General features: G+C 48.1%; 12 protein-coding genes and 1 pseudogene. 7 read left to right on the top strand and 6 right to left on the bottom strand.

Annotation, left to right across the window (positions count from 1 at the left end; all coding sequences use genetic code 11):
* Positions 1 to 5: 5 nt before the first annotated feature.
* Positions 6 to 524: pseudogene (locus R3B84_07680) on the bottom strand (ECF-type sigma factor).
* A 389-nt stretch (positions 525 to 913) separates the two neighbouring features.
* On the opposite strand from R3B84_07680, the gene R3B84_07675 reads away from it, so the two are divergent.
* The 5 genes from R3B84_07675 (at position 914) to R3B84_07655 (ending at position 5,245) form a co-directional block, all read left to right on the top strand.
* Complete coding sequence (locus tag R3B84_07675) at positions 914 to 1,036, top strand: hypothetical protein (GenBank protein MEZ6140436.1); 123 nt, start codon at positions 914 to 916, stop codon at positions 1,034 to 1,036.
* 2 nt (positions 1,037 to 1,038) lie between these two features.
* Complete coding sequence (gene rny, locus R3B84_07670) at positions 1,039 to 2,637, top strand: ribonuclease Y (protein MEZ6140435.1); 1,599 nt, start codon at positions 1,039 to 1,041, stop codon at positions 2,635 to 2,637.
* Positions 2,638 to 2,643: 6 nt separating this feature from the next.
* A complete protein-coding gene (locus tag R3B84_07665; GenBank protein MEZ6140434.1) occupies positions 2,644 to 3,510 on the top strand; it encodes a TIGR00282 family metallophosphoesterase in 867 nt (288 codons plus the stop codon).
* 158 nt (positions 3,511 to 3,668) lie between these two features.
* Positions 3,669 to 4,520 (top strand): MqnA/MqnD/SBP family protein, encoded by an 852-nt coding sequence (locus tag R3B84_07660; protein MEZ6140433.1) that lies wholly within the window; start codon positions 3,669 to 3,671, stop codon positions 4,518 to 4,520.
* 14 nt (positions 4,521 to 4,534) lie between these two features.
* Positions 4,535 to 5,245 carry an arginyltransferase gene (locus R3B84_07655; GenBank protein MEZ6140432.1) on the top strand — a complete coding sequence of 237 codons (711 nt, stop codon included), beginning with the start codon at positions 4,535 to 4,537 and terminating at the stop codon, positions 5,243 to 5,245.
* A 32-nt stretch (positions 5,246 to 5,277) separates the two neighbouring features.
* On the opposite strand, the gene R3B84_07650 is transcribed toward R3B84_07655, so the two are convergent.
* The 3 genes from R3B84_07650 to R3B84_07640 are packed head-to-tail and all read right to left on the bottom strand — an operon-like array spanning position 5,278 to position 9,627.
* Positions 5,278 to 8,223, bottom strand: coding sequence for a c-type cytochrome (locus R3B84_07650; protein ID MEZ6140431.1), 2,946 nt, complete (start codon positions 8,221 to 8,223; stop codon positions 5,278 to 5,280).
* Entirely contained in the window at positions 8,115 to 8,696 is a 582-nt protein-coding gene (locus R3B84_07645) for a hypothetical protein (protein MEZ6140430.1), read from the bottom strand. Before R3B84_07645 ends, R3B84_07650 begins: the two co-directional genes overlap by 109 nt.
* A 10-nt stretch (positions 8,697 to 8,706) precedes the next feature.
* A complete protein-coding gene (locus tag R3B84_07640; protein ID MEZ6140429.1) occupies positions 8,707 to 9,627 on the bottom strand; it encodes a metallophosphoesterase in 921 nt (306 codons plus the stop codon).
* Between the two features lie 120 nt (positions 9,628 to 9,747).
* On the opposite strand from R3B84_07640, the gene R3B84_07635 reads away from it, so the two are divergent.
* A complete protein-coding gene (locus R3B84_07635; protein ID MEZ6140428.1) occupies positions 9,748 to 10,848 on the top strand; it encodes a CPBP family intramembrane glutamic endopeptidase in 1,101 nt (366 codons plus the stop codon).
* A 138-nt stretch (positions 10,849 to 10,986) separates the two neighbouring features.
* On the opposite strand, the gene R3B84_07630 is transcribed toward R3B84_07635, so the two are convergent.
* Together R3B84_07630 and R3B84_07625 are read right to left on the bottom strand one after the other, a co-directional pair.
* Positions 10,987 to 13,962, bottom strand: coding sequence for a PSD1 and planctomycete cytochrome C domain-containing protein (locus R3B84_07630; protein MEZ6140427.1), 2,976 nt, complete (start codon positions 13,960 to 13,962; stop codon positions 10,987 to 10,989).
* Positions 13,963 to 14,194: 232 nt separating this feature from the next.
* Positions 14,195 to 15,013, bottom strand: a complete 819-nt coding sequence (locus R3B84_07625) for a metallophosphoesterase (GenBank protein MEZ6140426.1) — start codon at positions 15,011 to 15,013, stop codon at positions 14,195 to 14,197.
* Positions 15,014 to 15,107: 94 nt separating this feature from the next.
* Between R3B84_07625 and R3B84_07620 the strand changes: the two genes are divergently transcribed.
* Positions 15,108 to 16,127, top strand: a complete 1,020-nt coding sequence (locus R3B84_07620; protein ID MEZ6140425.1) for an NAD-dependent epimerase/dehydratase family protein — start codon at positions 15,108 to 15,110, stop codon at positions 16,125 to 16,127.
* The last annotated feature ends 12 nt before the right edge of the window (positions 16,128 to 16,139 follow it).

Genomic DNA, 16,139 nt, shown 5'->3' with positions numbered 1-16,139 from the left:
CATTTTTAATCGATGCCAATCGATGCTTTAATGTCAACCTGCAACCAGGCGCGGGCATATTTCCAGGCACGTTCTGCGGTTGCCGTCGAAATTCCAATGGCAGTGGCGGCTTCTTCATTCGACATCCCACCGAAAAAGCGAAGTTCGACGATTTTCGCATGATCTGGTTTCGTTATCGACAATCTTTCCAGTGCTGCGTCCAAAGCCAGTAATTGCTCATCTGGCAGTGAACAAGCAATATCAGAAACTTCGACCCGTACCCCACCATCTCGTTTGGCGGTTTTTTTTGCTCTGGCTCTGTCAACCAGAATTCGTCTCATTGCCGTTGCAGCGGTACGGAAAAAGTGGGTGCGGTTTTCCCAATCAATCCCACCCTGGGCAATTTTTAACCAGGCTTCATGCACCAGTGCAGTCGCATCCAGCGTGTAGCCCGATGGCTCGCGGGCCAACTTGCTTGCAGCTAGCCTTCGCAGATCATCGTAAAGTTGTGGTAGAATTTCTTCTGGATTCATTCTTCGCTGATGGTTTACACTTTCAACAAACTCATTCTAACAAGTAATCTACTATTGTGTGGGAGTAGCCACGAAGGCAGTGGGATGAAGATTAATGAAAATTAATTCATTTATTTTCAAGTTGCCCCACTTGAAGCACTAATTTGCCTGATTTTTTGGCAATTCCTGTGCCAAATCGGTTGTGGTCCACTTGGAAACGGTTGAATGTTATTCGTTTCGTTTTCATAATAACCACTTATTGGTGCGTTTTGCTCGGTGCTGGTTAGGAAAGTTGCCTAACCCGATCAATCCCGCCAAACCTTGAACACAATTGAACGCTGATCCGTTTTCATGTCCTCTGGGGGAATGTTGGTAATGCCACGTGCATTGGCCCACATTTTGGTTTGGCTGATTCGCATTTTTTGCGAATTCGCCCACTGTTTGCTCAGTGGTTTGGTTTCCACATCACCATCGAAACGATGCTGGATGGGCACCGAAAACCTTATCTGCCATTGGATGAACGGATTGTTGCGGAGGAGTATTAGGAATGTCCACCGAGGTAGCCATCCTCGGCATGTCACTGGCGTTGATCGTTGGTGCGGCGATAGGATTTTTTCTGTTTCGTATGCAGAACAAGGCGGTAGCCGCCGATGCCGAAACCAAGGCACTAGCACGCGAAAAAGAAACGGAAATCCGCTGCAAAGAACTGATCGAACAAGCCAGACGTGATGCCGAGAGAATTACCAAAGATGCGGAACTGAAAGCAAAAGACGATTTCATTCAGCGTCGAGAAAAGTTTAACGCAGAAATTGAACAGACTCGCAACGAAATTCATGACCGCGAACTAAAGCTGGAAAAGCGTGAGGCAACCCTCGACGCCCGCCAGAAAGAAATCGGCCGCAAAGAAAAATCGATTGAAACCACCCGCAAAAAGGTGGAAGAGCAGTCTGCAAAACTGGAAATCATCCAGTCAGAAGGGGAACGACTGATCGCGGAAGAAATGATGCGATTGCAGGCGATTGCCGGAATGAATCGCGAATCTGCCGAACAGCAGCTTTTTGTGCGTCTCGAGGAAAAACTATCTGCCGAGCTTGCGATTCGAATTCAAAAACATGAAGAATCGATTAAAGCTACCGTAGAAGTCAAAGCTCGGGAGCATCTGGCGACAGCAATCCAGAGATTTGCATCTGCCCATACAGCCGATGCAACTGTCAGTACTGTCGATATTCCCTCAGATGATATCAAGGGCCGAATTATTGGGCGAGAAGGCCGGAATATCCGCACATTTGAAAAACTGACTGGTGTTGATGTCATTGTCGATGACACCCCCGGGGTGGTTATTGTCAGTGCATTTGACAACGTTCGGCGAGAAGTGGCACGTCTCTCTTTGCAGAAACTTATTGTAGATGGTCGAATTCATCCCACACGGATCGAAGAAGTAGTGCAGGAAACCCAGAAAGAAATTGACCTGAAAATCATGGAATACGGTCGGAACGCTGTCCAGGATGCGGGGATTGCCAATCTTCATGAAAAATTAGTGCACTTATTGGGTCGATTACGTTTTCGCACCAGTTACAGCCAGAATGTGCTGGTCCACAGTCTGGAAGTGTGCCACTTAACTGGAATGATGGCGGCAGAACTTGGGCTGGATGCCAAGTTGGCGCGCAGATGTGCATTATTGCATGATATTGGCAAGGCAGCTGACCACGAAATGGAAGGTGGGCACCCGAAAATTGGTGCTGAACTGGCTAAACGTTATGGCGAAACGAATAAAGACGTGCTGCACGCGATTGCCGGTCACCACGATGACATTACGGTGGACCACATCTATACAGTGTTGGTTGCTGCTGCAGATGCCATCAGTGCTTCCCGCCCAGGTGCCAGACGCGAGACATTAGAAAAATATGTGAAACGGCTGGAAGAACTGGAAGCATTGGCATGCGGTTTCCCCGGTGTAGATCAGGCATTTGCTATCCAGGCGGGCAGAGAACTTCGGATCATTGCCAATTCTGAAATGACTACCGATGCCGAGGCAATCAAGCTGGGGCACGATATTGCTCGTGCGATTGAACAACAGTTAGACTATCCTGGTGAAATTAAAGTAACCATCGTACGGGAGATCCGTGCGGTAGAATTCGCACGGTAACCGAAAATGAAAGTGCTTTTTATCGGCGATATTGTCGGTTCGCCCGGTGTATCGATCATCCGAACCTACCTGCCCATGATTCGCAGGCGATTTCAGTTGGATTTTGTCGTTGCAAATGCTGAAAACGCTGCCAATAGTGGCTCAGGATTATCTCCCTCCATTTATCGCCAACTGCGGGATTCCGGTGTCGACGCCATTACCATGGGCGATCACATTTACCGAAGATCGGAAATTATCAGCATCCTGAATGGTGATCATCCGATTGTGAAACCGGCAAATTATCCCCCACAGTCACCCGGTAAGGAATATGTGGTACTTGAAAACGATCATGGAGGATCACTGGTTGTTTGTGCTTTTCAGGGCCGAACATTCATGAAGTCAGTCGATTGTCCATATGCGGCCCTGGAACGCCTGCTCCCACAAATGAAGGTGCATAGCAATGCCATACTAGTCGATTTTCATGCGGAGGCTACGGGAGATAAATATGTGATGGCCCACCACGCTGCTGGCAGGGTTTCTGCGGTGCTGGGCACGCACACCCACGTGCCCACAGCAGATGAACAGATCCTACCAGGTGGGACTGCATTTATCAGTGATGTGGGGATGACAGGCCCACATGACAGCATTCTGGGCCGACGTGCAGATCGCGTATTAGCAACCACCACCAGTTTTATTCCCAGCATGTTTGATGTTGCCAGTGGGGATGTGCGAATTTCCGGCGCTGTCGTACGGATGAACAGCGTTACTGGAAAAGCAGATCAGATTCAGCGGATTCAGTGGTCTACTGAACAACTGGCAGAATGGAAAACGGAAGCTGCCAGGGACTTACCACGTGCGAAATCCAACTCCCCGGAACTGCCCACTCCAACGTAATTTGGTTCTCGAACCAGGAAATGTACAGTCGAGATCGGTTTCTCGATCCCCAAAGCTGATTTCACACTCTGGCGTTATTTCACCGCCAATATTGCGGTTCATTTATTAAGTTTGATTTTCTGAATCCGTATATTACCACTAGTTATCAGGAACATTTCATGTCAACAACATTAACCAAAAGAACCATTCATGTGGGGCATAGTCCCGACCCGGACGATGCCTTTATGTTCCATGCCTTGGCGAATGGCAAGATCGACACTGAAGAATTGCATTTTGAGCATGAATTACAGGACATCGAGACACTGAACCGCAGAGCGCTGAATGGGGAACTGGAAGTAACTGCCGTTTCCATCCATGCCTACGCCCACCTGATGGATAAATATGCGTTGCTTCCCAGTGGGTGCAGCATGGGAGATCATTATGGCCCGATGGTAGTGAGCAAAAAGCCGTTATCGAAAACCGATTTGAGTTCGATTCGGATCGCGGTTCCCGGTACGATGACGACAGCATTTCTGGCACTGAATTTGTATCTTGGTGGGCCATTTTCTTATGATGTGCTACCGTTCGACGAAATACTGCAGGCTGTGGAGCAAGGCAAGTACGATGCGGGTCTGATTATTCATGAAGGCCAACTTACTTTCCAGAACCAGGGCTTGCAACTGGTAGTTGATCTGGGTGTATGGTGGCAGCAGGAAACCCAGCTCCCACTGCCTTTGGGCGGTAATGTCGTGCGCAGGGATCTGGGTACTGAAACCATTCAGCGGATCAGCAAATATTTGAAACAAAGTATCCAATATGCCCTCTATCATCGTACAGAAGCCTTGCAATATGCGTTACAATATGCAAGAGACATGGAAATGGATCTGGCAGATCGATTTGTGGGTATGTACGTCAACAACTGGACACTTGATTACGGCGACCGTGGTCGACAGGCTGTTCAGCGCTTGTTGGAAGAAGCATATCGTATTCGCTTGATTCCAGAGCCTGTCCATGTGGAATTTGTTGTCTGATTTCTGATGTTGTTATGCTAATTATCCATCAGTTCACGTCCCCGCCTTGTAGTTGCCCATATCTGCGTGAGCAGAAGATGGAACTTTATTTTCAGTTTGTGCTGTCAGCAACGCCTGCAGAATACGAACAGCAGATGAAACAGGGCTGGCGCCGGTTCGGTTATTCGATGTTTCATCCAGTCTGTAACGGCTGCCGAGCATGTCAGTCATTGCGAATTCCCGTAAAAGAATATCGGCCGAATCGCAGTCAGCGACGCTCTCTTCAGGAAAATAACGATCTGACTCTGGAGATTACTTCCCCAAGCGTTACCGACGAAAAATTAGAACTGTACCACCGCTACCATCTGTTTCAATCGGATCATCGTGGATGGCAGGATCGGGCACCAATTAATTCCACTGCTTATGCCGATTCCTTTTGTGACAATCCCTTTGACAGTGAAGAATGGAATTTCCGACTGGATGGCAAACTGATTGCAGTTGGGTATGTGGATCGCTTGCAGGAAAGTTTGTCGGCGATTTACTTTTACTACGATCCTGCTTACCGTGATCGATCACTTGGTACCTATAATGTGTGCAAAATCATTCAAGCCGCAACCCAGGCTGGGCTAAAATATGTCTACCTGGGCTACTACGTCCAGGGGTGTCAGTCACTGGAATACAAGGCAAAGTTTCGCCCAAATGAAGTAATCGATGCCCATGGCAACTGGGTCACTTTTCACGAGTAGCCATTAATCACTGGGTATTTCTGTTCAGGGAATTATTTCCAATCTGACTTTGGTTCAACCTGGGGTGATAACGTCGATTCTGGATACTTCAGCAGTCGTTCACTATCCTGAAAACGAGCGGTCAGTGCTGCAGGGTTCTTGCTGGCAGCCAGCCGAATTTCCAGAATGTTCTCCCCTTGTTGTATTTGCACTGGATAAGCCTCATCATCTGGCCGAAAACTATCTTTCGGCAGTCCATTTCCTTTGGCAATTTGCTTACCATTCATAAACACCTCATACTGCCCCACCACACTTAGCAGAAGATTGGTGGTAAGCGTTTTCGGTGATTCAATCTTTGCTTTGACTGAGGTGGATTCAGTTCCAGAAGTGGGAGATAGTTTCAGAAAGCCACTTGTTCCTAGCGAAACTGGTTTTCCATTCACGACATATTCATTCACATAAGGATGAACCATGACATATCGAACAAGATCGCGAAAATCCTGTTTCGACATTCCCGCGGTCAATCCTTCCGGCATCAGCGATTTCTCCTGTACTTTGATAGTATCAATATCTTTCCTCTCAAATCGCTTTAATGTTCCATTTTCGCCCTTGATGGTGATGGATTGGGCATCTTCTTCTGCAAGTAGCCCTGCTTCATTGCGACCATCCAACAAAATGATGGTACGCATGAAGTATGGGGCACCTATCACCCGGTTGGGATCGATCACATTTCCAAGAATATATTCAATGTCCCGTGCTGCACCATCCAGTGCAGGGCCAACTTCGGCTCCTTTGCCATCAAATTTGTGGCACTTTGCACATTGGGCTTCAAAAACCTTTTTGCCGCGTTCGTAGGAGGCGGGGGTACGGTCTAATTCTTCCCGCATCTGATCAATAACTTTCAATAGATCTGCCGAAGTGGGACGGGTTTTGCCCCAGGCACTGGAAATCAATTTTTCCAGTTCAGAGTCACCAAATGACTGGATTCGGGTGATGACATTGTCACTCACTTTCATTCGATCAATTTTCTTTGCGGACATTGCTGAGAGTAAGACTTTTGCCCATTCTTTTCTGCTGGCAAGAACATTCAGGATCTCTGACTGAACAACTGTGGGCGACGCTGCCCATTGTTCAACAAGTGTGGTAGCGACTTTACTGTCTGAAAAATTTGGCAACAGGCGAATTGCCAGTAACTGCAATTCTGGATTAGTGCTTTGCTTTGCGAACTCCTGACAGACCTGTAGTGCCTGAGGGTGCTTCAGCAGTACCACAGCACGCAGACCTTCGGCACGCTCGGAAACACTTGCCTTAGCAGAAGTGGCCATGTTAAATGCACGTTGCAGAGCGGCAGGATCGCGAAAATGAACCGCAAGTTGATCCAGTAACTTCGTCAAATCCTTATCTGCTTCATGGTTCAATCGCACTTGCAAAGTGAACCATTTTTTGGGTGGTTGAATGGTGCGTCCTTCCAGGGCTTTCACCAATGCATTCAGTGCAACTTTCCGCACCGCATTATCACGCGATTGCTCCACGATTTCCAGGCATAAATCATAGGATTGGGGATCTCCTTTTGCTACGAGACGTCGAATCGTTTTCGGCAATAATTGCTCCCGCACCAGAGAGCTTTTGGGGGCCTGATCTATTAACCAGGTGATCTGGTCTGTGATCGATTGTGCATCACTAGCAAACTGTTTTTCGAGTGCAAACCAGGCCAGATAGGGCAACAGTCGATCTTTTTCTACACCAGTGGTTGTCGAAATCTGTTGGGCGAAACTGATCAGTTTCGCTTCATTCGGAAATCGGATGGATAACGATAACATTTCCCGTAGCACCACCACATCGGGATTGGTGCGGGCAACCTCATCTAATGCTGTCAGATCGGCCTTCGAAAGCGTTTGTTTATTCCCCAGTGACCGAACTGCAATTGCCAGTTGTGTGGTATTGGGCTTGGTTTTCACAAAAGCTGCGAACCAGTCGCTGCCAGCGAATGTTACTTCATTCCAAGCTGCGTTAGACAGAAGCTGATCCATTTTGAACGGCTGCCGTGCAGCTTCTTCGGAGATCAAACGCATGATCTGCCGGTTCAGCCATGGGTCATCTTCTGAAATATCTCTCAGCCAATCAGGGACAACGGCGAATTTTTTGTTCCTGTAGCTTGCAAATTCGAACAATTCTTTTCGCGTAAGTTTGCTTAAGTCCGGAGCAACTGTGGTAGTAGCTGATTTCAGTTTGATTCGATAGATCCTACCACGCTGGTAATCCCAGCTTTCTGGCAATGCCTGGTGGCACGGATTCTGATCGTGCCAATCGCTGAGATAGATTTCCCCGTTGGGTGCCCACTTCAGATTAATCGGTCGAACGTTTTTATCGCCAGAAATCAGGAAGTCATCTTCTCTCGTGGCTTTAAAGCTGGCACCGTCCGAAGTTAATTTGTTCTGCTTCACAGAACAGCCGTGGATGCTGCCAAAGATCACATTCTGGTGATATTTTTTTGGAATGTGTGGGGCATCCAAAGCAATCAGTCCCGCATGTGCCCAACCACTTTCACGGTGGAAGGTATGGTCGCATATTTCTGGAATATAGTCGTAGGCATAGGGATTAAAACTCGCCCCGGCCTGTCGTCGGTAGATCCCACCTGGAACCATGTGGTACAGGTGGGGAATGACGCAGCACGCCAGAATGAATTGGCCATCCTGATTACGCCAGTCCATACCCCACGGATTCGAGGTGCCTTCCGAGAAAATTTCAAACTTTTTTCGGGTGGGATGGTATCGCCAAACCGCAGCGTTCATTTTGATTGCATCTTCATTTCCAGGTTGTTTCACATTCGAGTGAGTGAAAACCCCGTGTAAACCGTAAAGCCAGCCATCCGGTCCCCACTGAAATGTGTTTAAAGTCTCGTGGGTATCTTCGCTTCCAAATCCACTGAGCAGCACTTCAAATTTGCCTGGTTTGTCATTATTATTTTCAATGTGCCATAAATAAGGCGGTGCACCAATATAGACTCCACCATGGCCCACTTCGATACCACTTGCCATGTCGAAGGCTCCCCGCTGGTTTTTGGCACGTTCGGGCATGACAGGAAAATCTTTCCTTCGGCGAACACGGTGCGTTTGTCGCACTTTCCATCGCCATTGGTGTCTTCCAGAATCACAATCCGGTCGCGGGGTGCCTTCCCTTTCGGCGTGCGGCTGGGATATTCAAACGATTCAATCGCCCAGACCCGCCCACGTTCATCAATGGTAAAGGCAATCGGATTTGATAAATCAGGTTCGCCCGCGAACAATTTGACTTCAAATTCTTCTGCAACTTTCATCCGTGAAATTGTCTGCTCTGGAGTTAAATACTCCTGGCCCGATGGTTTCCGGTTATCAAAGCCGAACTGTTTCTGTGCAAATCCTGTAATCGGAGCTGCCAAATACAGAATTGTAAAAAGCAACGGGACAAAACGGTGGAGAGTGATAAGTTTCATTGTTGGTGCCTCAAGCTCCTTTGTTAATGATTGGGTTCTGAGTTGTTGGTGAAGGGGCATCGTAATTCAACGATGTCGATTGATGAAAATCAGCATTGTCGACATCCCACTGATAACGGTTGATCAGAACACGATCTTCTTCAAACAGGTATTCATGGTAGGCCCATAGAAATTCCTGCGTGGTGCTGCCATTACATACCTGCAGAAAGGGCAATTTTTCACTGGGTTGGCGGACGAAGGGACGGTGCTGATGCCCATGTACCCACATGTCTACCTGATTTTCAGCGATCCATTGGTGCACCAGGGGTGCCGGGCGGAGTCGCCGCCAATAAGGTTCTGGCGTGCCATCTGCCAGTGCGGCAGGGTAGTGGGTGACCAGTACTTTTCTTTCATGGGTCAACAGCTTCGACAGTGGGAATAAATCCCGCCCGGAATTCGCAAATTGCCCACGGGAATCCCAGGCCAGATGGTTTGGCCTTGCGGAATTCGCTGCCACAAACCAGATTCCCTGATGGTATTGTGCAAACGGAAAAATAGCCTCTCCTACGCGTTCACCCACGAACCACTTGCTGAATGCCGTTTCAAATTGTCGCACATGTGCGTTTTCAAAGCGATAGAAATCGTGGTTCCCAGGTACCGCTATTTTGGGAATGGCAGAGTCGGTCAGTGGTTTTAATAATTCCATCGCTGCCTGAAATTCAGGCGTGGCGCCCACGACAACGGCGTCACCAGTAAACAACACCAGATCTGGTGGGTCGTTGAGAATACGCTTCACAAGCTGTTGCACAATCGGAATCGCATACCGAAAACGCTGTTTGCGGCGGAAGGAATAATTCAGCAATCCTGTCACCTGTTTGGATAACAAGGTTCCCGGTAGGTACCAGGGTACTTTCGCACTGATGTGAATGTCGCTGAATTGAATTACTCGCACAGGGTTACTCGCAGGGCTGAAAGGATAATATGGCTTTGATAGAAGAAAGTGTCGGATAAACCGACTCTCCAGGCATCTTTTTCATAGTATACATTCAGGCATCGATCATCAGGACTGAAAATGCCCGGGCAATTCGATACCGTCGTGCAACTGACACTGGCTGGCCTGGTCGTGGCCCTTGTGGGCGGCTTGGCTGCGCTGGTTTTGTATTTATTTCGCCAGCGTCGTGGGTCTACCATCCATGTGGCACCAAAGCAGCCTGCGCCAGATGGCATCACAGTAGTGATTGTTTTTGCCATTTTTCTCCTCCTGCCCATGACCGTGCGGCTCTTACTCACTGAATTGGGCTTTTTTCAGTTTGTCTACGGCCAACAATTCGTTGGCCGTTTGAATGAAGAACGCTCCCTCATCCTCTATTACCTATGGGCATCGTTGTTCGCATTGCCACTGGAAGTGCTGCTGATTACTGCAATTACGCACTACCGATGTAATTACCACCCACTGCGGCTAGGGCAGTTTTCTCATAATTTACTCACAGGTTATTGGACCTGGCTGCTGATTACGCCAATGGCTTTTCTTTGCTACGCCATTGTCAGTGCCTTGCAAGTATATCTTTTAGGTCAGGAACCAGAACAACATCCCCTGGGTATCCTTGGAGAAACCGCAGGCAGGCTCGAAAAATTGCTGATCATTCTGGTTGCTGTTGTTTCTGCACCGATTCGTGAAGAACTGGTCTTCCGCGGGGTGTTGTTGCCTTGGCTGTCTGCAACGAAACAGCAACCAGCAAACGGTCCTATGAATGTGGAGCCAGAACAACGGCATTTGCTGACCATGCTCATGGCGGTCATGATTGCCGCGATGCCGCACATCCATCAACTCATGGAAGTAGTGCAGATTCGACTGTTGATTTTGCATTCCATTCCAATTATTTTCATCTGTTCTCTACTCCCATTAATGTTTTATCTGCCCAATAAAGCTGGTTTGCGACGCGAATTTCGCTTACGCAGTCGAATGCAGGTGGCCGCTCTGATTACCTCATCTGCATTGTTTGCAGCATTTCATGCATCGGTATGGCCCACACCGGTGCCGCTGTTTGTGCTATCAATTGCACTGGCCTATCTTGCCACGCGAACACGAAGTCTGGTGGGGCCGATACTTGTACACAGCATGTTTAATGCAGTATCCACGATCTACCTGTTCCTGGGCACTAACGCCCGCTAACGATTCAGTAAATGATCGCCAGATGATTGTGTAATTATATTCAGTAATTTTTATGTACGCAAGTGCATTTGTCGAAAATTTGGGAAAAAAAGGAAACACTGAGATGCGAATTCACTCAACTGCTTACTAATGAAGCAGTTAGCGAATAAAGATAAATTCTTTGGTATTCACCATCATGTGGGTGATCATCCCCCACAGTGCATCCTGACCGAGTTTCGGGTTGAGTTCCTGTTCGTGCTGCAAGTACGACATGATGAGATTTCTTTCATCAACCGATGGCTTTCTTCCTAATGACTGAAGGTAGATTCGCGAAATCCGCTCATCGGCATCAGGATATTTTTCCAGTAAATGTGCAGCCCATTTCCTGGTCTGTTGTTCCACCATCGGGTTGTTCATCAGAGCCAGTGCCTGTGCTGGAACATATGAGATTGAACGTTTGCCAATAGCTGTGAATGGCTGCGGTGCATCGAACGCCAACATCATGGGATTTAAGAAGTTACGGCGAACCTGCAGATAAATCGATTTCCGGCCGTGACCATCCAGAGGCCCACCTGCGGGCCTACCACGCCCGATCATAAAAGGCGTCAGATGCGGGGCAATTCCAGGCCCACCCATGTTCTGGCTAAGATTACCTGAAAGTTGAAACACCGTGTCGCGAATGACTTCCGCTTCCATTCGCCGCACATTGGTGCGATGCCACCACATATTTTTGGGATCTTTCTCATCACTTTTGGGATCTGTCTGACTTGACTGCTGGTAGGTACTGCTTGTCAGCATCAGGCGATGCATCTTTTTCAACGACCAGTTCCCCCGTACCAATTCGGCTGCCAACCAGTCCAGCAACTCTGGATGTGTTGGTGGTTGACCTTGGACGCCAAAATCATCGGGAGTGCGAACGATTCCCTGTCCAAAATGATGGTGCCATAACCGGTTAACAATAACCCGCAGCAATAGCGGATTGGGTGTTCTGGTAATTTTCTCGGCCAATTCAAGTCGCCCACTCCCACCTGCAGTGGGCGATCCACCAAAACAATCGAGAAATTGCCGAGGTGCCGTAGGGCCTTCATTGCGGTGGTTTCCGCGAATAAAAACATATTCGTCCAGACCAGGCCCATCAGTTAACGCGATACCTTGTTCTGGAGTTGGTATCGTTTGCTGCAATCTGTTTATTTCTTGAATCGCAGCCAATTCTGCTTCTGAGGGCTTTGGTAAAGGTATTGTGAAATGGAGCAAACTCTCGATCAGTTTGACTTCTTCAGTGCTGAGTTGTCCATTTTTTGCCCACGATTGAACGATTTCCAGCACGGTCGTACGAACTTTGGTGGTGAAATCGGCTTGATCTGAGTTGCCTAGTAAGTTGATCAGTTTTGTAGGCATTTGAACAGGTGGGGGATTTCGATCTGGTCGTTGGGCAACGGAAATTACCCCACCGTGGCCGTTACCCTGTGCCAGCACTTCCACATATACACGACGGCCTTGCCACATTGACATGTCGATCGCGTGCCAAGCGGGTTCTGGGTGATTAATGTTGAATTTCAGACTACCGTAGATCGGATTTTGGATCAACTGGAAGCCTTCCATGACAATTTTGGTCGTCAGATTTCGCCCTGCAACCTGCAGTAGTAGCCACTTATCTTTGATGACAAAAGTTTTCGACTGGGCGGCACCAGGTAGTCTGTTGACAGGTCCCAACCATGCGTGGGGTGAAGTCAGTTTTGCAGCACCCACTGCGGGTAAAGCAAAGGCCTGACCGTGAAAGAGCCAAGGAGTTGATGGATCAGGTTCGACGTTGGTCTGCTGTTCACGCAAGTTTTTCGCCAGCGTCGGTCGTTGAGCGATTGGTGCCTGAGCGATTGCTCGAAACAGTTTTATGAAATCGTTTTTGGAGAGGATTTCAGTCCATTTGGCATCATTGATCAACGAAGTTTGTAAATGGTTGCTGATACGTTCTGTTTCCAACTCGCCCAGTTTTTTCAGTTGGTTTTCTAGTAAAACAACCTGCGGGATCGCCAGTGGTTCCAGATACACCTTCGTCTGGCGTGAGCTGGACAGGATGCCATAAAGCGCGTAGTAATCGCGTGCTTTGATAGCATCAAACTTATGATCGTGGCAACGTGCGCAACTCACCGTCAGCCCGAAAAATGTCTTTGAGAACACATCAATCTGGTTGTCGATCCGATCTGCCTGTTCTGCTTTAACATCGACTGGCGAGTGTTTGCCTTCTCCTAACAGCCAGAACATGGTGCCTTGTACCGATTGATTCAAACCTGCTTGAAAACGTGGCATGGGTAGTAAATCGCCTGCTATCTGCTCCCGCACAAAGTCGTCGTATGGCAAATCTTCGTTGAGTGCGCGAATGACATAATCGCGATATCGCCATGCCTGAAAGATTTCAAAATCGAATTCATGCCCCATGGTGTCAGCATAACGAGCAAGATCCAGCCAATGCCGTGCCCACCTTTCCCCGTAGGCGGGGGAAGAGAGTAAGCGATCAACCAATTGTTCATAAGCATCAGGTTGGACATTGTCGACAAACTCCTGCACGGCTTCCGGTGGGGGAAGTTGACCCAGCAAATCAAGGTATACGCGTCGAATCAGTGTCTGGCGGTCTGCACGTTCGGCAGGTTGTAACTGATTATCCTGTAAGGATTTCAGAATAAATTGATCTATGGGATTGCTTGCCCAGTTCGAGTTTTCATTCAGAGGAATCGTGGGATTGGAAAGTGGCTGCAAAGACCAGAATTCTCCCCGTTTTTTCCAATCGATCTGCGTTTCAGGCTTCACTGGTGCGGGAGAACTACTGCCAGGCCAGGGAGCGCCCGATTTCACCCAATGAGTCAAATCGGCAATTTCCTGATCGCTCAATTTGCCACTTGGTGGCATTTTCGTATCCCCGGCATATTTCACGACCTTAATCAGCAAGCTTTTGTCCGGATCATTTGGTACCAGTGCAGTGCCGGATTCACCCCCTGCAAGTAAGGCAGCTTTGCTATCCACTCGCAGGTCTGCTTTCTGCTTCGATTCACCATGGCACTTGTAACAGTGCTGGATCAGCAGCGGTCGCACACGTTTTTCAAAGTGTTCATCACCCACCGCACCAATGATTGAAGTCAAGAAGAAACACAACGAGATGAAACAGCGCATCAACGACTCCCAGGATAATGCCGGCATGGCCAGCAGGATGCGACTTCCCCGCATTAGCAGAGATTTTCAGGTAAGAATGTTATTTTAAGCGAATGAAGAGAGATTGCAAGGCAATCGCAATGACATTCAAACAGTCATCAGTGTTCCACGTGGAACATCTTCAATGATTATACGAATATCAGATTGATTGGTGAGGATATTCTCACAAAATTGTAGTTTCCACGGCAACGAACTTTTTCTTTAGTTTGCCATTTTTCACAGTGACGAGCAAATAACCTTTTTCTTTCTGACTGTTGTGGTTGTTTCTGCTGATGGCACAACAGACATTGGTGCTAAGAAGTACGCCACCAGATTCGTTTTCGGTGGTGCCATGAAAGTGACCAGAAAATACTGCCCGCAGAGGATAATCGCGAAAGCGTTTCAGAACTTCCTCGGCATTTTTCGGACAGTAAGTTACTTTGGCTGCCAGGGGGAAGTGTGTCAGCAGCACCATTGGCTTGGTTTTGTCCAATTTCGGCAGTGTGGCATCCAGCCAGACCAGGGTGTCTTTGTTGATGGTGGTATTGTTGTATTTGGTGCCTTCCGTGCTGTCGATGATCAGCCAGGTAATGCCACCCTCTTCAAAGTAATAATTCAGAGATTTCGGAAACAATTTTTCATAGATTGTTCGATCATTTTTAGGTGTGTAATCGTGATTTCCAGGGGTCACGAAGTATGGCATTTGCAGTTTCTTTAAACTTTCTTTGATCCCAGACAGTTCTTTTTCGGTGCCATCCTGGGCGAGATCGCCCGCAACGAGGACAAATCGGGGCTTTTCGATTTGATCATTCATCTGTTTCATCACACGAGCAAAAAATGTTGGGCACTTTTCAGTCTGAAAATGAAGATCGTTGACAACGATAAAACTGAACTCCGCGGGGGCTTTTTCCTGCGAGTTGGCCCACCCCGGCCAGAACTGGTTGAGGAGCAGGGCACTGCTTGACCATTGCAACATTTCCCGACGTTGTAGTTTCCTGTTCATCTCACTTTCTCGACTGGTGTGTTTTGCGACGTACTTTCAGGCATTTTTTCATACGATATACGCTTTCAACCAACACTAAAAGAAGATTTCAGGAATGTCGCGGAAAACGGTGGCACTGATCACTGGTGCCAGTGGCGAAATTGGCCATGGATTGATTGAACAACTCTCTCAAAAGGCGAATCAGGGTGTGATCACGCTCGATTTAGCCCCACTTCAGCCAGAATTGCATGCGAAAGTCCAGCACCACTATGTGGGGTCGATACTGGATTCCCAACTATTGGACCGCATTCTGTCAGAATATGAGATTGATCTCATTTTTCACCTTGCTGCAGTTCTTTCTACTCGTGGCGAGTTCGCTCCGATGACAGCCCACCGCGTGAACGTAGAAGGCACGTTAATGATGTTGGATTTCGCACAGAAAGAATGCGAATCGCATGGCAGATCGGTGAAGTTTCTATTCCCATCTTCGATTGCTGCCTACGGGATACCTGATCTGGCCTTAAAGGCAAAGTTGCCGAAAATTACCGAAGAGCAGTTGAATACACCCACCACAATGTATGGTTGTAACAAGCTGTATGGTGAGCATTTAGGGACATATTACTCCCGCAATTACAAACAATTGGCGGCAGATCCGTCACCCACTAGGATTGATTTTCGGGCAATTCGATTCCCTGGCTTGATTTCGGCGTTAACCATGCCTTCCGGTGGCACTTCTGATTACGCACCTGAAATGATTCATGCGGCGGCTTCTGGCAAGCCATACGATTGTTTTGTGCGTGACGATACCCGTATCCCGTTCATGGCAATGCCTGATGCAATCCAGGCCTTATTGCAACTGGCAGATGCCCCCCATCTTCAGCTTGGCCGGACCGTGTATAATATTGGTGCATTCAGTCCCACTGCGGCAGAGTTTCGGGAACAGGTACTCGCGGCGTTTCCCACTGCCAAAATTGGTGTCGTTGTGGACGAAAAGCGACAGGGAATTGTTGACAGTTGGCCCGCAGATGTGGATGACAGTGCCGCACGAAGCGACTGGGGATTTGCACCGCAATATGATTTTGAGAAGGCAATGCAGGAATATTTGATCCCGATGATCAAAATGCGTTATACTTGATATTACCCAAAT

Source organism: Zavarzinella sp., assembly GCA_041399155.1.
Classification (GTDB): Bacteria; Planctomycetota; Planctomycetia; order Gemmatales; family Gemmataceae; genus JAWKTI01.
Note: the sequence above shows the minus strand (reverse complement) of the source record. Positions and strands in the feature narration are given on the sequence as shown.

Bases quoted from the DNA above. Each gene is read 5' to 3' on its own strand.
- R3B84_07620 (MEZ6140425.1), top strand. From the start codon at position 15,108: ATGTCGCGGAAAACGGTGGCACTGATCACTGGTGCCAGTGGCGAAATT.
- R3B84_07625 (MEZ6140426.1), bottom strand. From the start codon at position 15,013: ATGAACAGGAAACTACAACGTCGGGAAATGTTGCAATGGTCAAGCAGT.
- R3B84_07635 (MEZ6140428.1), top strand. From the start codon at position 9,748: ATGCCCGGGCAATTCGATACCGTCGTGCAACTGACACTGGCTGGCCTG.
- R3B84_07660 (MEZ6140433.1), top strand. From the start codon at position 3,669: ATGTCAACAACATTAACCAAAAGAACCATTCATGTGGGGCATAGTCCC.
- rny (MEZ6140435.1), top strand. From the start codon at position 1,039: ATGTCCACCGAGGTAGCCATCCTCGGCATGTCACTGGCGTTGATCGTT.
- R3B84_07645 (MEZ6140430.1), bottom strand. From the start codon at position 8,696: ATGAAACTTATCACTCTCCACCGTTTTGTCCCGTTGCTTTTTACAATT.
- R3B84_07655 (MEZ6140432.1), top strand. From the start codon at position 4,535: ATGCTAATTATCCATCAGTTCACGTCCCCGCCTTGTAGTTGCCCATAT.
- R3B84_07665 (MEZ6140434.1), top strand. From the start codon at position 2,644: ATGAAAGTGCTTTTTATCGGCGATATTGTCGGTTCGCCCGGTGTATCG.